Origin of the sequence: Bacillus methanolicus, assembly GCF_028888695.1 — a bacterium.
Taxonomy (GTDB): domain Bacteria; phylum Bacillota; class Bacilli; order Bacillales; family Cytobacillaceae; genus Bacillus_Z; species Bacillus_Z methanolicus_B.
Map to the genome: position 1 here is coordinate 275,554 of NZ_PNFF01000001.1, position 16,152 is coordinate 291,705.

A 16,152-nucleotide genomic window follows, 5' to 3' on the forward strand; every position below is an offset into this window, starting at 1 on the left:
TATGAATAATGTTGACTTTCATTATAGATTAATTTGAAGAAAGGAGGGATAAGCATGGATGTCCGTTTATTAAAAAAAGAAATCATCGAATACGCGAAGTCAATAGGAATCGATAAGATCGGCTTCACAAGTGCCAGTCCATTTACAGAAATGAAAAATCGCCTGAGGATCCAGCAAGAACTGAACTATCAATCCGGATTTGAAGAGCCGGATATTGAAAAACGGGTTACTCCCTCTCTTTTAATGGATTCCCCGCAATCAATCATTTCGATTGCATTAGCATATCCTTCAAAAATGAAGGAACGGGTGGTCGCCAAAAAAGGAGAACGAAGAGGAATTTTTTGCAGAGCTTCGTGGGGGACCGATTACCATTTTATTTTAAAAGACCGTTTAAAAAAACTTGAAGAATTCATTGCAGAAAAGGTACCGGGAGCACAACTTAAATCAATGGTTGATACGGGAGAATTAGTAGACAGGGCGGTTGCACAAAGAGCCGGAATTGGCTGGAGCGGAAAAAACTGTTCAATAATCACACCTGAATTTGGTTCTTATGTGTATCTTGGAGAAATGATTACCAACATTCCTTTTGAACCTGATACACCGATGGAAGACCGCTGCGGTTCATGCAATAAATGTGTGGAAGCGTGTCCGACAGGAGCGCTTGTTCAGGGCGGACAGTTAAATGCAAAGCGCTGTATAGCATTTTTGACTCAAACAAAAGATTTTTTGCCGGAAGAGTTTCGTGAAAAATTGGGGAACCGCCTATATGGCTGTGATACATGCCAAACTGTATGTCCGGAGAATAAAGGAAAGGATTTTCACCTTCATCCTGAAATGGAACCGGATCCTGAGATTGCCAAACCATTGTTAAAGCCTTTGCTTCACATAAGCAACCGGGAATTTAAAGAGAAATATGGCCATGTTTCAGGTTCTTGGCGGGGCAAAAAACCGATCCAACGAAACGCGATCATTGCACTGGCGCATTTTAAAGATGAAACGGCCATAAGTGATCTCGTAAAGGTATTAAACGAAGACCCGCGTCCGGTAATCCGCGGAACGGCAGCCTGGGCACTAGGAAAAATTGGTGGAGAAAATGCAAAAAAAGCACTTTTGAAGGCTAAGGAAACCGAAGCAGATCATCAAGTTATAAACGAGATTGAAAAGGGATTAGAATTATGTAGTTGAAACAGGAATTGACGTCATTCCTGTTTTCTTTTTTTAAATACTTACTTTTATTGCACTCTTCTTCATAAAAATGATGATGAGAGGAGTGAATAAAGTGCGGGAACAGTTGCAAAATTTATTAGATATGCGGGTTCAACAATGTGTTTCTCATAAGAATGGCAAAAATAAATGTGCAAAGATTGAAAAGAAAAAAGAAACACTATTAAAAAGAGGTGCGGAAATCGTAAAAGCGAAAGCAAGGGGAAAAATCATTTCAAGTAAAGAAGCAAATGACATAATGAAAGTCATATATGAAGTACATTTTCAATATTTGACTAAACAAAAAGATACGTTTTTTCTCGAAGAAGAAATAGAACAAAGAATTGCCGATTTTTATAAAGGGGTTTTAGTGGAAGACCATGAAATCAATCCTTTCGAGACAAAAAAGACTTTTGAACCAGAAGAAAAGTTCCTCCAATTTGATCAGGTAGATAATTCTGAACGATTGTCCTATCAGTATGACCGGTTGAAAGCTGTTCAATATGCAGAAAGATGGTGGAATGATTATAATCCTGCATACAAAAAATTTGAGGTTGATTGCACCAATTTCATTTCCCAGTGTCTTTATTCCGGCGGAGCTCCAATGACAGGATTTCCAAACAGGTCAAACGGCTGGTGGATGAGAAATAATAATTGGAGTTACAGCTGGACTGTCGCTAACTCCCTTCGCCTGTATTTGTCCCGGGCCAAAACGGGACTCAGAGCAAAGGAAGTAAAGAGCCCGGATCTACTGTTATTGGGGGATGTCATCTGTTATGATTTTCAGGGTGATGGACGTTTTGATCACAATACGATTGTGACAGGAAAAGATGTCAACGGGATGCCGCTCGTTAACGCTCATACTTATAACTGCCGAATGCGTTACTGGGCGTATGAAGATTCCACAGCATATACTCCAAAAATTAAATACAAATTTTATTCGATTGTAGACGATCGGTAAAGCATTTAAAACCTTAAAAATTGCATGGAATCTCGGCTGAGATTTACGTTCTTGTATGGGAAATGAAGAGTGGTATAATAGCTTTTAGAGTTAAAATATGAGGTGAAAAATGTGGCACTGCACGTAGTTTTATACCAACCTGAGATACCGGCCAATACGGGAAATATCGCCCGGACTTGCGCAGCAACCGATACAACATTGCATTTAATCCGCCCGCTCGGCTTTTCTACTGATGACAAGATGTTGAAGCGTGCGGGACTTGATTATTGGGAATTTGTAAAAGTGGTTTATTATGATTCATTAGAGGAATTTTTCGAAAAGAATAAGGGTGGAGAATTTTTTTATTTAACAAAATTTGGTCTCCAGCCTCATACGTCTTTCGATTATAGCAGAATGGATAGAGATTACTACTTTGTTTTCGGCAGGGAAACAACCGGGTTGCCGAAGGATCTTATTGATCAGAATAAGGACCGAAGCCTTCGTATTCCGATGAATGATAATGTCAGGTCATTGAATTTATCAAACACAGCGGCAATCTTGATTTATGAAGCATTGCGCCAGCAAAACTATCCAGGATTAAAGTAGACCCGAGTGAAAACCGGGTCTCTTAATTTCATTTATAAAAAAACTAGCAGGGGGGCATGCAAAAGAAATGAATGAAATCATCGAAACGATTTTGAATCATAGATCTGTAAGAAGCTTTAAAGATAAGCCATTGACTGAAGAACAAATCAAAATCATTGTATCAAGTGCCCAGTCTGCGTCAACATCGAGTTATCTTCAGGCATATTCCATTATAGGCGTGACTGATAAAGAAAAGAAAAAGAAATTGGCGGAATTGGCCGGGAACCAATCGTATGTTGAATTAAATGGACATTTTTTCGTATTTTGCGCGGACCTTTACCGTCATGAAGTTGTTGGAAAGATGACTGGGAAAGATGTCATCTCTTCGATCGAGAGTACGGAGAAATTTATGGTAGCTTTAATCGATACTGCGCTAGCGGCTCAAAACGCAGCTTTGGCTGCCGAATCAATGGGATTAGGGGTTTGTTACATCGGTGGGATCCGAAATAACCTCGATGAAGTTTGTAACATTTTAAAAACACCGGACCGAGTGATTCCGCTTTTTGGCCTTGCTGTCGGGTATCCGAACAAAGAAACCACAAAAAAGCCGCGGCTTCCGCTTGAACATGTATACCATGAAAATGAATATTGTCAGGATGAAGAAACTTATATAAAGCAATTAGCAAGTTATGATCAAGAAGTTTCAAGTTATTATCAGGAAAGAACAATGGGCAAACGGAAAGATACTTGGACCGGCCAAATTGCAAATATGCTTGAAAGACAATCTAGAATGTATATGAAAGATTTTGTTCAAAGTATTAAAATGAACCTTCGTTGAATAAGAGAAGCGCAAGTAACTTGGCTAGCCGCGGGCAAGCGATGAAGTTAGACTACGTAATTAATCCAAAAATACTCTTTTATGCTTTAACATAATTAACTTTCTTTAATAGAAGAAAAAGCTGCTGATTAATGTTTAACCAGCAGCTTTTTTTGTTAGGGCATTTCGAGACTTTTTCAGATTCTTTTATTTATTAATCCCCGGTTTATCATTGTATCCGGCTGTAAAGATCGCAGCAAGGAAAGCCACAACTACACCTAAAATTAAAACAGTACCCATCTATGTAAGCCTCCTTTTTTTCATTAGAAAAGTTCATATTCTTTAAATGCTACATAGAATTATTATAGCCCAAAATGACAGGGCTGTGAATCGAAACTGTGCAGATTTTTTGCATGTAAAGGATTAGATAAAAAAGATATACACAACATCTCACAGTTTAGGCATGTTCAATTGTCCAAGCGCATACAGTATATTAATCGTCTCTGATTAAAAACAGGGGGAGGTCCTTATGGATATTTTAAGAAAAATTGAAATGTTTCGAGAAGCAGAGGAAAAGCTAAAGTGGGAAGGGACATTTGCAGATTACTTGCAAATTGTTAAAAAGAAGCCATGGGTAGCCCAATCAGCACATTCAAGGGTATATAATATGATTAAAGATTCAGGAGTTGAAGAAGTCAATGGGAAAAAGAAGTATCAATTCTTTTCCAATCAACTTTTCGGTCTCGAAGAAGCGTTAGAAAGGCTTGTAGAAGAATATTTTCATCCGGCTGCGAAACGCCTAGATGTTAGAAAACGGATTTTGTTATTGATGGGCCCGGTCAGTGGCGGAAAATCTACATTGGTTACTGCGTTAAAAAGAGGCTTGGAGGCATACTCCCTTACTGACAGAGGAGCAGTATATGCGATTAAAGGATGTCCGATGCATGAAGATCCGCTGCATCTGATTCCACATCATCTCCGCCAGGATTTTTACGAAGAATATGGAATACGAATCGAAGGAAATTTATCGCCGCTTAATATGATGCGCCTTGAAAAAGAATATGGCGGAAGGATTGAAGATGTATTAGTTGAAAGAATTTTCTTTTCCGAAGATAAACGCGTCGGGATTGGGACATTCAGCCCGTCCGATCCGAAATCTCAGGATATAGCCGATCTGACTGGAAGCATTGACTTTTCAACAATTGCCCAGTATGGTTCAGAATCTGATCCTCGTGCTTACCGTTTTGACGGGGAGCTGAACAAGGCAAACCGCGGAATGATGGAATTTCAGGAGATGCTGAAATGTGATGAAAAGTTTTTATGGCATTTGCTTTCGTTAACCCAGGAAGGTAATTTTAAAGCTGGACGATTTGCGTTAATTTCAGCTGATGAATTAATAGTAGCTCACACAAATGAAACGGAATATCGCTCGTTTATCTCGAATAAGAAAAACGAAGCGCTCCATTCCCGGATTATTGTGATGCCGATTCCTTACAATCTTAAAGTTTCACAAGAAGAGAAAATTTATGAGAAAATGATTCGCGAAAGTGATGTGTCCAATGTTCATATTGCTCCGCATACGTTGAAGGTAGCGGCTATGTTTACGATTTTAACCCGTTTAAAAGAGCCGAAAAAAGGTGATATCGATTTAGTTAAGAAAATGCGCCTGTATGATGGGGAAAGTGTCGAAGGGTTCAACTCAGCGGATGTTGAAGAATTGAAAAAAGAATATCAGGATGAAGGAATGAGCGGGATTGATCCGCGTTATGTCATCAATCGGATTTCGTCGACGATTATTCGCAAGGAAATCCCGTCCATTAATGCGCTTGACGTTCTCCGGTCGCTTAAAGAAGGATTGGATCAGCATCCATCAATTACAGCTGAATTAAGGGAACGCTATTTAAATTTCATTTCATTGGCACGCAAGGAATATGACGAGATCGCCAAAAAAGAAGTCCAAAAAGCGTTTGTTTATTCTTATGAGGAATCGGCCAAAACCCTGATGGATAATTATCTTGATAATGTAGAAGCGTACTGTAATAAGGCGAAACTTCGCGATCCATTAACCGGGGAAGAAATAAATCCGGATGAAAAATTAATGAGATCGATTGAAGAGCAAATCGGAATTTCTGAGAATGCAAAAAAAGCATTCAGGGAAGAAATTTTAATCAGGATTTCTGCTTATGCACGAAAAGGGAAACGGTTCGATTATAATTCACATGATCGTTTGCGTGAAGCGATTCAGAAAAAATTATTTGCGGATTTGAAAGACGTCGTTAAAATTACGACTTCAACGAAAACGCCGGATGAACAGCAATTGAAGAAAGTCAATGAGGTGGTCGCACGGCTGATTGACGAATATGGCTACAACTCTACATCTGCAAATGAATTGCTGCGCTATGTTGGAAGTTTGTTAAACAGATAAAAAGTAGAGAGCTGACAAGATGCGTTGGTCAGCTCTTTTTATATAAGTTGTAAATGTTAAAAGGTATGAAATGACTTTGAACATAGTTGCCGACAAGACGGTTGAAATATCGAACGAGTGCACGGAAATTCCGATGATTTTCTGGAATGATAACAGACTGTAAATAGGCTTGTTTGTTTTTATTGGGCGATTGTCTTATTAACGAAATAATTTGTCAATTATTTTGTCGTTCTGCATAGGATAAAGTAATAAACGTTTCCCATATCTCATTCGACACTCGCGATATTGTATGCATGGATGAGTTTATATGTGCAAGAAATTGAGTATTTTAACAGGAGGGGTTTTAAATGACCAATGCAAATAACCATCAGTTTGTGATTTCAAAAGAAGACTGGTCCCTCCATCGGAAAGGTCACGATGACCAGCAGAGGCATCAGGAAAAAGTCCAGGAAGCGATCCGCAATAATCTCCCAGATCTCATTACAGAAGAAAGCATCATTATGTCAAATGGTCAAGAAGTGGTAAAAATTCCAATTCGTTCTTTGGATGAATACAAAATCCGTTATAACTATGATAAAAACAAACATGTTGGCCAAGGAGATGGAGACAGTCAAATCGGTGACGTAGTAGCCCGTGACGGTTCCAGCGATCAAAGCAAAGGCCAAGGCCAAGGAGCCGGTGATCAGCCGGGTGAAGATTATTTTGAAGCAGAAGTCTCTTTAATGGAACTTGAAGAAGCACTGTTTAAACAATTAGAACTACCAAACTTGCAAAAAAAAGAGCAGGATAAATATTTAGTTGAAAACATTGAGTTTAACGACATTCGAAAAACTGGTTTAATGGGAAACATTGATAAAAAAAGGACAATGATGACTGCTTTTAAGCGAAATGCGATGAACGGAAAACCGGCATTTCATCCGATTTATCGCGAGGATCTGAAGTTTAAGACTTGGAATGAAGTGGTTAAACCCGATTCTAGAGCAGTTGTACTTGCCATGATGGACACGAGTGGAAGTATGGGAATTTGGGAAAAGTATATGGCCAGAAGCTTTTTCTTCTGGATGACAAGGTTTTTGCGAACAAAATATGAAACTGTTGAAATTGAGTTTATTGCTCATCATACAGAAGCAAAGGTTGTATCGGAAAATGATTTCTTCACAAAAGGAGAGAGCGGCGGAACAATTTGTTCATCTGTATATCGCAAATCGCTCGAATTGATTGATGAGAAATATAATCCAAGACGGTATAATATTTATCCTTTTCATTTTTCTGACGGTGATAATCTAACTTCAGATAACGCCCGCTGTGTAAAATTAGTGGAAGATTTAATGAAAGTATCCAACATTTTCGGATACGGGGAAGTGAATCAATACAATCGCCATTCTACTTTAATGACTGCATACAAAAACATTAAGAACGAAAAATTCCGCTATTATATCCTCAAGCAAAAAGCCGATGTTTTCCATGCGATGCGAAGCTTTTTTAGTAAGGAAGAAAATAAGGTCTATGCGTAAAAAAATAAAAATTCGACTAGAAGAAATGCTTTGAAATAATTAAAAATAAAAAGTCTCTTATCAATACAGGTAAGAGATTTTTTCTGTGCGACGGACAAATAAACTATTTACAATAAAGCAAATATTTGGCATCATCATTTTAAAGGGAATTTTAAATCATCCGAAAAGCGGTGATTAAAGTGATATTAGAATGGTTAGATGCTAAAATTCATTTAATTAGCGTTTTATGGCTATTTCCCATTTTGTTTATGTTTCATGACTTTGAAGAAATTCTTACCGTGGAGAAATGGACCAAACAGAACAAAGAGCATGTTTTGACTGCTTTACCTCAATCGATCCGCAAGTATTTTTATAGTAGTTTTAAAATGACAACACTTCACTTTGCCCAAGATGTATTTTGGGTTTACCTCAGCATTACAGCGGCAACCATATTAGCCGTAATTTTCTCTTTTTACTATATTTTTCTAGTATTTCTAGCTATCTTTTTTGGACATGTATTCACGCATATAGGGCAAGCCATTTTCCTAAAAAAATATACTCCGGGTGTGATAACTTCAATCTTTTTGGTGCTGCCTTACTCATTATATGCTTACTACCGGTTGCTAAAAGAACATATTATTAATGGAGGAGATATTCTTTGGAGCATCCTGGGTATATGTATAGCTGTTCCTATTCTTTTACTCTTCTTAGTCAGTAAACGAAATCGAGCGACTAAGAATAAAGAATGGTTCAACCCCCTCCAATACAACAGTTAGACATACAAATAAGAAATATTCCATATATTGTCACTGTCGGAGGGAGTCAGTACCTTATGTGTCAGCTTTTTTTCTTGAGACAAAAGGATTTTCAGAAATCCAAAACCTCCATGGATAGTCTTTTGCTTCCCCTGAATTTTCAATTCCAATTCTTTTGCCTTGAGATATTTTTTCCGGCTGAAACCCCTTTGAAATAAACAAAGGAGGTTCAGCAATACAATGACCGTAATCATCCATCGTGATGCCTAAAGCTTTTGTCAGTTTTCCAGGGCCGTTTGTGAGATTTTTGATATTTGCCATACCCCGTCTTTGTTTCATCAAATCTATTCCTGTAAATGGCTCTATTGCCCTGATGAGAACAGCTTCAGGCTTCTCCGGGCCTCCGCTGACGATATTGACAAGACAGTGGGTATGCATGACAAAAGTATAGACAAGGCCTGATTCCCGAAACATAACCTCTGTCCGTTTTGTTCTTCTGTTATTATAGGAGTGTGCCGCGCGGTCATCAGGACCTATATAAGCTTCGGTTTCAACTATAAAGCCTGAAGCAACTCCCTCCTCGGTTTTTTTTACTAAAAGACAGCCAAGCAAAGATTTTGCCAGCTCCAAAGTAGGCTTATCATAGAACTGCTTTTTCAAAGGGCTGATCTTTATTTGAATTGGTCTTATCAGTTCCCCTTTAAAAATATGATTCATTTCAAGAAACCTCCTGCATATAGTAAATTTTATACAATGATTACTCGCTCAAAGGTGACTTTCATATAATTTTTTGTTACATTTACACTATGATTATCCAGGAGCGGAGAGAGTTTTCTTATGTGGAAAAAATGGTTATGGATTTCTGTTGTTGTTCTTGTCGGTCTGTTTTTAGTTCCTTACAGTTTGCCGTTAATTTTTGCTTTTATTACCGCTGTCATGCTTGAGGGACTTGTTCAGTGGCTGATGATAAAACTGCGTTTTAACAGATTGCAGGCTGTGATTATTGTATTTACAGGCTATGTCCTGTTAATGACCGTCATTGGCTATAACTTAATATCGATTATAGCCGAGCAAACTGTTGCATTGTCCGGAAAAACGCCAAATTTTATGAAAAACCTTTATATTTCTGTCATCTTGCCTCTAATAAGGAAATGGGAGTTCTACTCAAAAAATTTGCCTAAAGACGTGATCGTTTCAATCGAAAAAACTTTGGAAAACAGCATCAATTCTCTCGACAGCTTTTTGCAGGGTGTCATTCAGAATACGGTTAACTTGTTAACAGCGATTCCGGGATTTTTAATTGAGTTTTTAATCTATTTAATTGCTTTATTTTTAATAAGCCTCGAATTGCCTCGTTTGAAAGCGAAAATGGAAATGCATCTAAAAGAACAAACAAAGCGGAGAGTGTATTTAGTTGCCAATCAGTTAAATAAAGCAGGCATTGGGTTTATTAAAGCGCAGATTATTTTGAGTTTGCTTACATTTATTATGGCATTTATTGGCCTTTCCATTCTAAAAGTTCCCTATACCGGACTTTTATCTTTGCTGATCGTAATCGTTGATATATTGCCAATACTTGGAACAGGTTCGGTTCTTGTTCCATGGGCAGTTATTGCGATCTTGCAAGACAACCATTTTCTGGGTATTGGTTTAATCGTTTTGTTTTTAATCATTACCGTTGTCCGAAGAATTATCGAACCAAAAGTATATTCAACAAGCCTTGGCATTTCTCCGCTGGCAGCGCTTATCAGCCTTTATATAGGTTTTAAGCTGTTAGGGGTTGTAGGAGTAATCCTCGGGCCTGCACTTGTAATTGTTTTTGATACTTTAAAAAGGGCCAATATTATTAAAATGAAGTTTAAGATTTAGTTTTCGGTCACCTATCTAAGTTTATCAATTAATCAGGAAATTTTTTAGAAAAGGAGATTAATATGGAAAAAGTAAAGTTGGCTCACGATTTATCATTTTCACGGATTATTCACGGTTTATGGCGTCTTGCGGAATGGAACATGAACCCACAAGAAATAGTAGCCATGACGGAACAATGCATCGAACTGGGAATTACCACTTTTGATCATGCCGATATATATGGAGATTATACTTGTGAGAGCCTTTTTGGCGAAGCTTTAAAACTGAAGCCGTCATTGCGGGAATCAATCCAAATCGTGACCAAGTGCGGTATTAAGCTTCGTTCTTCAAAGTATCCTGAGCATGAAGTGAAACATTATGATACGAGCAAAGAACATATCATTAAAAGCGTTAACCAATCATTGAAAAATTTGCAAACTGATTACATAGATGTGTTATTAATACACCGTCCTGACCCTTTTATGGATCCGGAAGAAACAGCGGAAGCTTTTTCGCAGCTTAAGAGAGAGGGAAAAGTACGCCATTTTGGCGTCTCTAATTTTACGCCTTCACAGTTTAATATGTTAAATAGCTATTTGGAAGAACCGCTCGTTACAAATCAAGTCGAAATTTCAGCAGTTCACCTTGATGCATTCCATGATGGAACAATAGACCAGTGCCTTGAAAAGCGAATTCCTCCTATGGCATGGTCCCCTCTTGCTGGAGGAAGGATTTTTACTTCTGAGGGAGAAAAGATAGAGCGGGTTCGTCATGTTCTAGAGGAAGTAGGGAAAGAACTTGGCGTGAGATCGCCTGATCAATTGCTTTATGCATGGCTGCTTATCCATCCTGCGAGAATCATGCCGATTGTCGGGTCAGGAAAAATGGAACGAATAAAGCATGCAGTAAAAGCTATGGAAATTCAAATGACCCGCCAGCAATGGTTTAAAATCTGGATTGCGTCTATAGGGCAAGATGTTGCATAAGAATGTGTTTGGCAGATTGTATAATAACAAAAACGGGCTCAAGGCCCGTTTTTGTTTAATCTTATAGACTTAAGTTTTCAGCAGGAGTTTCTTTGCTTTGCCGTTGTTTTTTTGATTTCTTGAAGTGAAGCAATTCATAGACGACCGGAATGACAACAAGTGTTAACAAGGTTGCAACAGCTAACCCTCCGATTACTACTACGGCAAGGCTTTGCGAAACAAGGCTTCCTGCTTCGGCTTTTTTAAATAAAAGCGGAAGCATTGCACAGATTGTGGCTACTGCAGTCATCATGATTGGACGCATTCTTACAACAGACGCTTCAACTATGGCATCACGCATGATCATTGTTTTTTCATTTTGTTTCACTCTATCTAATAATACAATTGCGTTTGTGACGACGATTCCAATTAGCATTAAGGCGCCAAGTAGTGCAGTCTCTTCGACGGAAATTCTGCTGATGAGCAAACCTAAAATGGCACCGATTGCCGCAAGAGGCAAGGAGAATAAAATTGAAATCGGAGCACGGATCGTTTTAAATGTAATGACCATGATTAAAAATACAATTCCGACCGATACGAGCATTGTTTTATATAGATCGGAAAAGTCGTCTGCTTGTTGAACACTCGCTCCTCCTATAAAAACTTCAACCCCATCCGGAATATCTATACCATCTGTTTTCTTATCGCCAAAAATTTTCGAGTTCATTTCTTTTGAGATTTCTGATAACTTAGCCGGATCAACAGCAGCGGTTACACGGATATAGGTATCTCCATCTTTATGGAATATATTGGTTGGTTTTTCCTCTTTTTTCAGAGTGGCAACTTGTGAGACTGGAACCATACCGGTAGCCGTCGCAATTTGTACATTTTTTAGATCCTCAGGTTTTTTCGGATCTAAAACCGGTTCAAGAAATACGTTGGTTTGCTGTTCTTCCAATTCAATTGTACCAAGAGGGGTGCGATTAAGCATCACACCCAATGCTTGAGCAATTTGTTCAGTATTTGCCTTGGCAGGATTAACATTTAAAGAGTAGACAGTCTTTTTCTCGTCCTGGTTGGTTGATACTGTCTTAATTCCATCAATATCTTTAATAGAATTTTTTATTTTGTTCGATGTTTCTTCGAGGTCTTCAAGATTTTCCCCGATCACATCCACTGTAATAGTTGTTTTTGAATTGCTCATGACAGAACCTGCATCTACTTTGAAATCCGCATCTGAAAACTCATTTTTTATACTCTCAATTTTTTTAACGACTTTGTCGGTATCTTTTTTATCTTTTAGCATAACCATAAAACTTGTTTCGGTTGGAGAGCCAATGTCGCCATATTTTGCAGCATTTTCATTATTGCCCATCTCCAAAAATAAATCTTTGACTTCGTCTTGCTCCAGAAGATATTTTTCAAGCTTGAGGCTTTTTTCTTTTACTTTTTCAATTGGCGTATCGTTAGGATAGCTTAGTGTTGCTTGTATAAAATCAGCATTCGAATTGTCGACTGTTCCTTTTGGCATAGTAAAGTAGGCGGCGATTGAACCAGCGAATAGCAAGAATGCTAATGATAAAACAACCCACTTATGGTTAAGTGACCAAATTACAAGCTTTTTAAATGGAACAGGACTCTTGTGCTCCGGAAGCTTTGTATTTTTTAATAAACCGGCGCTCATTAGTGGCACGACCGTTAAGGCTATCACTAATGAAGAAAGAAGGGAGTAGGTGACCGTTAAGGCAAATGGCAGCAAGAAATCTTGCAGGCCGCCCCCTACCAAACCGATTGGCAAAAATACGGCAACCGTTGTTAAGGTTGAAGCAGTTATTGCCGTTCCCACTTCCTTTGTAGCATCGATGACCATTTGTACAGAAAATTTCTCTTGCTGCATCTTCCGGAAAATATTTTCTATCACGACAATGCTGTCATCCACAAGCCGACCTACGGCAACGGCGACACCTCCGAGCGTTAGAATATTTAGTGTCACCCCCGACCTGTCAAGCAAGAACAAAGTAAGTGCTAACGATAATGGAATCGACACAATCGTGATAAAAGTGGCACGGACATTCCGCAAGAAAAGCATTATGACGATCGTAGCAAAAAGTGCTCCAAGCAAGACTTCTTTTATCATAGAATGCACGGACGTTTCAACCATTTCAGCTGTAGTAAATATTACCTCTGCTTCCGTATTGTCATATTTTTTATTAATTTGATCAGCAGCTTTTTTTACTTCTTTGCTGATGCTTACAGCATTTGAACTGCTATCTTTTGTAACAATAAATAACAAGCCATCATTCCCGTTAATTCGTGTCATGGTATCTTCTGGCTTCCCAATTTTAATTTTTGCAATATCACCCAGTTTTACATTCGGACCTACCGATAAATCTTTCACTGTTTGAAGTTCGTCTATATTTCCAACCACTTTAATATTGCTTGATTTGCCGTCAATGACTTTTTCACCGATAGCTAAGGCCGTGTTCTGCCCTTGAAGAATCTTCAGAACATTTTGCAGGGATACTTGTTTTTGAGCCATTAATTCGTTATCAATCTTAACGGAAACATATGAATCAACATTTCCGTACATTTGCACGCTTGCAACACCCTTAATATCTTTAAAGTAGGGTTCAATCTTTTTCTTTGCAAATTCCATATTCTTTGGAGTTAATCCTTCTTTAAAAGTGACAGCCACGTCTGCGATTGGAATCATTGATGTGTTTAACTGAACGACAATTGGTTTTGATACATTTGGCGGCAAAGTTAACGAGTTTAAAACTTCTTGAACTTCCAGTTTGGCTTCTTTCATATCTGTTTTTGACTCATAGAAGATATCAACTTTTGAAAAACCATCTCCGGTTGTGGAAAGAATATTGCTTTTCCCTTTTACACCGACAACAGCGTTTTCGATCGGAGAAGTTACTTGTTTTTCCATTGTGTTTGAGTCGGTGCCCTGACCCATTACTACAATAGATATTTGAGGCTGGTCGGCAGCAGGGAGAAACTCCATAGGAAGGGTAAAATAACTGATAACTCCCATACATAAAATTAAAATTGACATAATCGTGACTGCGGCCTTATTGCCGAAAGACCATTTGGTAAACCAGGACATTAAAATACACTCCCTCTATAAACTTTAATTTTCTTCAAAATTCTCGCGTTTTCTTTAAATTTCGCTAACACATAATAGCTTCTTTACCTCAAATGAGTGGATATTACTTGTATTTATTCAATATATTTACATGGTAAGGTGCATCCTATAATACAGATTTACAATATCTGTAATATCATGTATGACCGTGCAAGAAGTCTCCACACTTCTCATGGTCGCTCACCCTCCCATGTATCACTGGATTATAAGATCCACACATTCCTTCGTCCTGCGTATCCATGAGGTGGAGGTTGGATATGCTCCTTTACAGGGTCTAATGCCCGAATGGTGTAAAATATACTCCAACTCTGCACTATTGGTGTTTGTCAGAATAACAAGTCGTTTGAAAGCTTTTATGCAGCCTGTAATGCTTTTATTTGAGGTAATCCCTTTAATAGCTTTAATCCATCAAACTCACACTGTTTCTTACCAATGGCAAATAACACACGTAATAATTTACAACACAAGGCAATCAGAGACTGTTGTTTTTTTAACGGCCTGTCTGGCCGATTGGTATAGTAATGATGCAAGGCTTTAAATACAGGATTATGGGCAACCAATGGTCGAATGGCCAGGTATAATGCTTTTCGTAAACGTCTTCGGCCCCTTTTGGTTATGCGTGTTTGCCCTTTATACTTTCCTGAACTGTGTTCTCTTAAAGAAAGCCCTGCCAGATTGACTAATTGTTGCGGATGATTGTACTTGGTTAAATCTCCTACTTCCGCAAAGAACAAAGCAATGGTAGTGTGACTAAGTCCCGGGATATTGGTCATTTGTTTCGCACCTGGTATGCTTTCAACAACACCTTCTAGTTCTTCATCTAGTTGTGCTAACTGTTTCTTGTAAAGCTCATATTGATCCAATAGGCAATCCAATTCTCTTTTTGCGAACTGGATTCCTGTCTCAATCCCAACGCTCTTTTTCGCTACTTCTACGAGTCGGGTTGCTCGTTTCAGCCCAACCCCACGCTGTACATACGGTTTCCATTTTTGCAGCACTTCTTCTGGTGACAACTTTTGAATATGAGAGGGAAATGGAAACATGCGCAAGGTATAAAAGGCTGCTTTACCTTTCCAATCTCCAAACACATCGAAAAACTCTGGGAAAAAGCGCTGAATGACGTTTTCAATCCGCCCTTCAATGATCATAAGCTGTTTGATGAGCTGATCTCGTAATTTGACGCCTTCCCTTAGTTCAGCGTATACGCCCTCTAATAGGTTCGGTACGGAGTATCGCCCATCTTTCATTAACTGTGCAATGACACGAGCATCTTTTGTATCGTTTTTTGTAGGCGAATTGTCATCAAGCTCTTTACTTTTTTTGACGTGCATGGGATTCACTAGCACTACATCATATCCTTTTGCCTTAAGAAAGTAGGCAAGATTTAGCCAATAATGACCTGTTGGCTCCATTCCAAAAATCACGTGGTCCTTATGATTTTCTTTTTGAATATGATTAACCCAATCTAATAAGGTTTGAAAGCCGTGTATACGATTTTCAAAGATCAATCTCTTGCCAAATTCTAAGCCTCGGTCATCTTGAAAACGGGCAACGTGCTTTTCTTTAGCTACATCAATACCTACAATGAGAGTTGATGGTGTAATTTGAGAGATTTTTTGATTTTGTGTATAATTCATTTTGAGTCCTCCTTGGTTTATTGATTTCTTGGTCAACGCGCATTGACACCCTGTACTATACCAAGGGGACTTTTTTTTATCAAACCTCAAATTTCCTCATTACAGGAATGCTCCTTTAATAGAAAAATTTAGAAAAAAATGCACCGAGACCATGTTTGAATAAAATAGATCGCGCCTTCAGCTATCGCTTCCTCCTCCACGTTTTCATCTTACTTTTTCAATTTCCTTTCAATAACGAGCCTGAGTTTTATTTTTAACTCAGGCTTGAGACCTAGGGGGCTGGCCTCTGCAAAAAGAATTGTAATAAATAAGGCAGCGCTTAAGAAGTGACTG

12 protein-coding genes are annotated in these 16,152 nt (G+C 38.5%); 9 read left to right on the plus strand and 3 right to left on the minus strand.

The window, feature by feature from the left end; genetic code table 11:
* Positions 1 to 54: 54 nt before the first annotated feature.
* From queG to C0966_RS01535, 7 genes are all read left to right on the plus strand, one after another.
* Positions 55 to 1,185 carry a tRNA epoxyqueuosine(34) reductase QueG gene (gene queG / locus C0966_RS01505; RefSeq protein ID WP_274853392.1) on the plus strand — a complete coding sequence of 377 codons (1,131 nt, stop codon included), beginning with the start codon at positions 55 to 57 and terminating at the stop codon, positions 1,183 to 1,185.
* A gap of 94 nt (positions 1,186 to 1,279) precedes the next feature.
* A complete protein-coding gene (locus tag C0966_RS01510; protein WP_274853393.1) occupies positions 1,280 to 2,164 on the plus strand; it encodes an amidase domain-containing protein in 885 nt (294 codons plus the stop codon).
* A gap of 102 nt (positions 2,165 to 2,266) precedes the next feature.
* Entirely contained in the window at positions 2,267 to 2,749 is a 483-nt protein-coding gene (gene trmL, locus C0966_RS01515) for a tRNA (uridine(34)/cytosine(34)/5-carboxymethylaminomethyluridine(34)-2'-O)-methyltransferase TrmL (protein WP_274853394.1), read from the plus strand.
* Between the two features lie 67 nt (positions 2,750 to 2,816).
* Positions 2,817 to 3,566 (plus strand): oxygen-insensitive NADPH nitroreductase, encoded by a 750-nt coding sequence (gene nfsA, locus C0966_RS01520; protein WP_274853396.1) that lies wholly within the window; start codon positions 2,817 to 2,819, stop codon positions 3,564 to 3,566.
* Positions 3,567 to 4,074: 508 nt separating this feature from the next.
* The gene (locus tag C0966_RS01525) at positions 4,075 to 5,970 is read left to right on the plus strand and encodes a PrkA family serine protein kinase (protein WP_274853397.1); all 1,896 of its coding nucleotides are present in this window, start codon (positions 4,075 to 4,077) and stop codon (positions 5,968 to 5,970) included.
* A gap of 347 nt (positions 5,971 to 6,317) precedes the next feature.
* The gene (gene yhbH, locus C0966_RS01530; protein ID WP_274853398.1) at positions 6,318 to 7,484 is read left to right on the plus strand and encodes a sporulation protein YhbH; all 1,167 of its coding nucleotides are present in this window, start codon (positions 6,318 to 6,320) and stop codon (positions 7,482 to 7,484) included.
* Between the two features lie 179 nt (positions 7,485 to 7,663).
* The gene (locus tag C0966_RS01535) at positions 7,664 to 8,239 is read left to right on the plus strand and encodes an HXXEE domain-containing protein (RefSeq protein ID WP_274853399.1); all 576 of its coding nucleotides are present in this window, start codon (positions 7,664 to 7,666) and stop codon (positions 8,237 to 8,239) included.
* 54 nt (positions 8,240 to 8,293) lie between these two features.
* Here the strand turns inward: C0966_RS01535 and C0966_RS01540 are convergent, their stop codons facing one another.
* Positions 8,294 to 8,935 (minus strand): DNA-3-methyladenine glycosylase, encoded by a 642-nt coding sequence (locus C0966_RS01540; RefSeq protein WP_274853400.1) that lies wholly within the window; start codon positions 8,933 to 8,935, stop codon positions 8,294 to 8,296.
* Positions 8,936 to 9,055: 120 nt separating this feature from the next.
* Between C0966_RS01540 and ytvI the strand changes: the two genes are divergently transcribed.
* Both ytvI and C0966_RS01550 read left to right on the plus strand, forming a co-directional pair.
* On the plus strand, positions 9,056 to 10,087 hold the full coding sequence (ytvI, locus tag C0966_RS01545; RefSeq protein WP_274853401.1) for a sporulation integral membrane protein YtvI: 1,032 nt from the start codon (positions 9,056 to 9,058) through the stop codon (positions 10,085 to 10,087).
* A 62-nt stretch (positions 10,088 to 10,149) separates the two neighbouring features.
* Positions 10,150 to 11,052, plus strand: a complete 903-nt coding sequence (locus tag C0966_RS01550; protein WP_274853402.1) for an aldo/keto reductase — start codon at positions 10,150 to 10,152, stop codon at positions 11,050 to 11,052.
* 61 nt (positions 11,053 to 11,113) lie between these two features.
* On the opposite strand, the gene C0966_RS01555 is transcribed toward C0966_RS01550, so the two are convergent.
* Together C0966_RS01555 and C0966_RS01560 are read right to left on the minus strand one after the other, a co-directional pair.
* The gene (locus C0966_RS01555; RefSeq protein WP_274853403.1) at positions 11,114 to 14,143 is read right to left on the minus strand and encodes an efflux RND transporter permease subunit; all 3,030 of its coding nucleotides are present in this window, start codon (positions 14,141 to 14,143) and stop codon (positions 11,114 to 11,116) included.
* A gap of 392 nt (positions 14,144 to 14,535) precedes the next feature.
* Positions 14,536 to 15,819, minus strand: coding sequence for an IS110 family transposase (locus tag C0966_RS01560; protein ID WP_274853404.1), 1,284 nt, complete (start codon positions 15,817 to 15,819; stop codon positions 14,536 to 14,538).
* Positions 15,820 to 16,152 lie beyond the last annotated feature (333 nt).

What these genes read in the sequence shown, in the direction of transcription:
- ytvI (WP_274853401.1), top strand. Translation starts at nt 9,056, where the DNA reads ATGTGGAAAAAATGGTTATGGATTTCTGTTGTTGTTCTTGTCGGTCTG.
- C0966_RS01550 (WP_274853402.1), top strand. Translation starts at nt 10,150, where the DNA reads ATGGAAAAAGTAAAGTTGGCTCACGATTTATCATTTTCACGGATTATT.
- queG (WP_274853392.1), top strand. Translation starts at nt 55, where the DNA reads ATGGATGTCCGTTTATTAAAAAAAGAAATCATCGAATACGCGAAGTCA.
- C0966_RS01525 (WP_274853397.1), top strand. Translation starts at nt 4,075, where the DNA reads ATGGATATTTTAAGAAAAATTGAAATGTTTCGAGAAGCAGAGGAAAAG.
- yhbH (WP_274853398.1), top strand. Translation starts at nt 6,318, where the DNA reads ATGACCAATGCAAATAACCATCAGTTTGTGATTTCAAAAGAAGACTGG.
- C0966_RS01560 (WP_274853404.1), bottom strand. Translation starts at nt 15,819, where the DNA reads ATGAATTATACACAAAATCAAAAAATCTCTCAAATTACACCATCAACT.
- C0966_RS01555 (WP_274853403.1), bottom strand. Translation starts at nt 14,143, where the DNA reads ATGTCCTGGTTTACCAAATGGTCTTTCGGCAATAAGGCCGCAGTCACG.
- nfsA (WP_274853396.1), top strand. Translation starts at nt 2,817, where the DNA reads ATGAATGAAATCATCGAAACGATTTTGAATCATAGATCTGTAAGAAGC.
- C0966_RS01540 (WP_274853400.1), bottom strand. Translation starts at nt 8,935, where the DNA reads ATGAATCATATTTTTAAAGGGGAACTGATAAGACCAATTCAAATAAAG.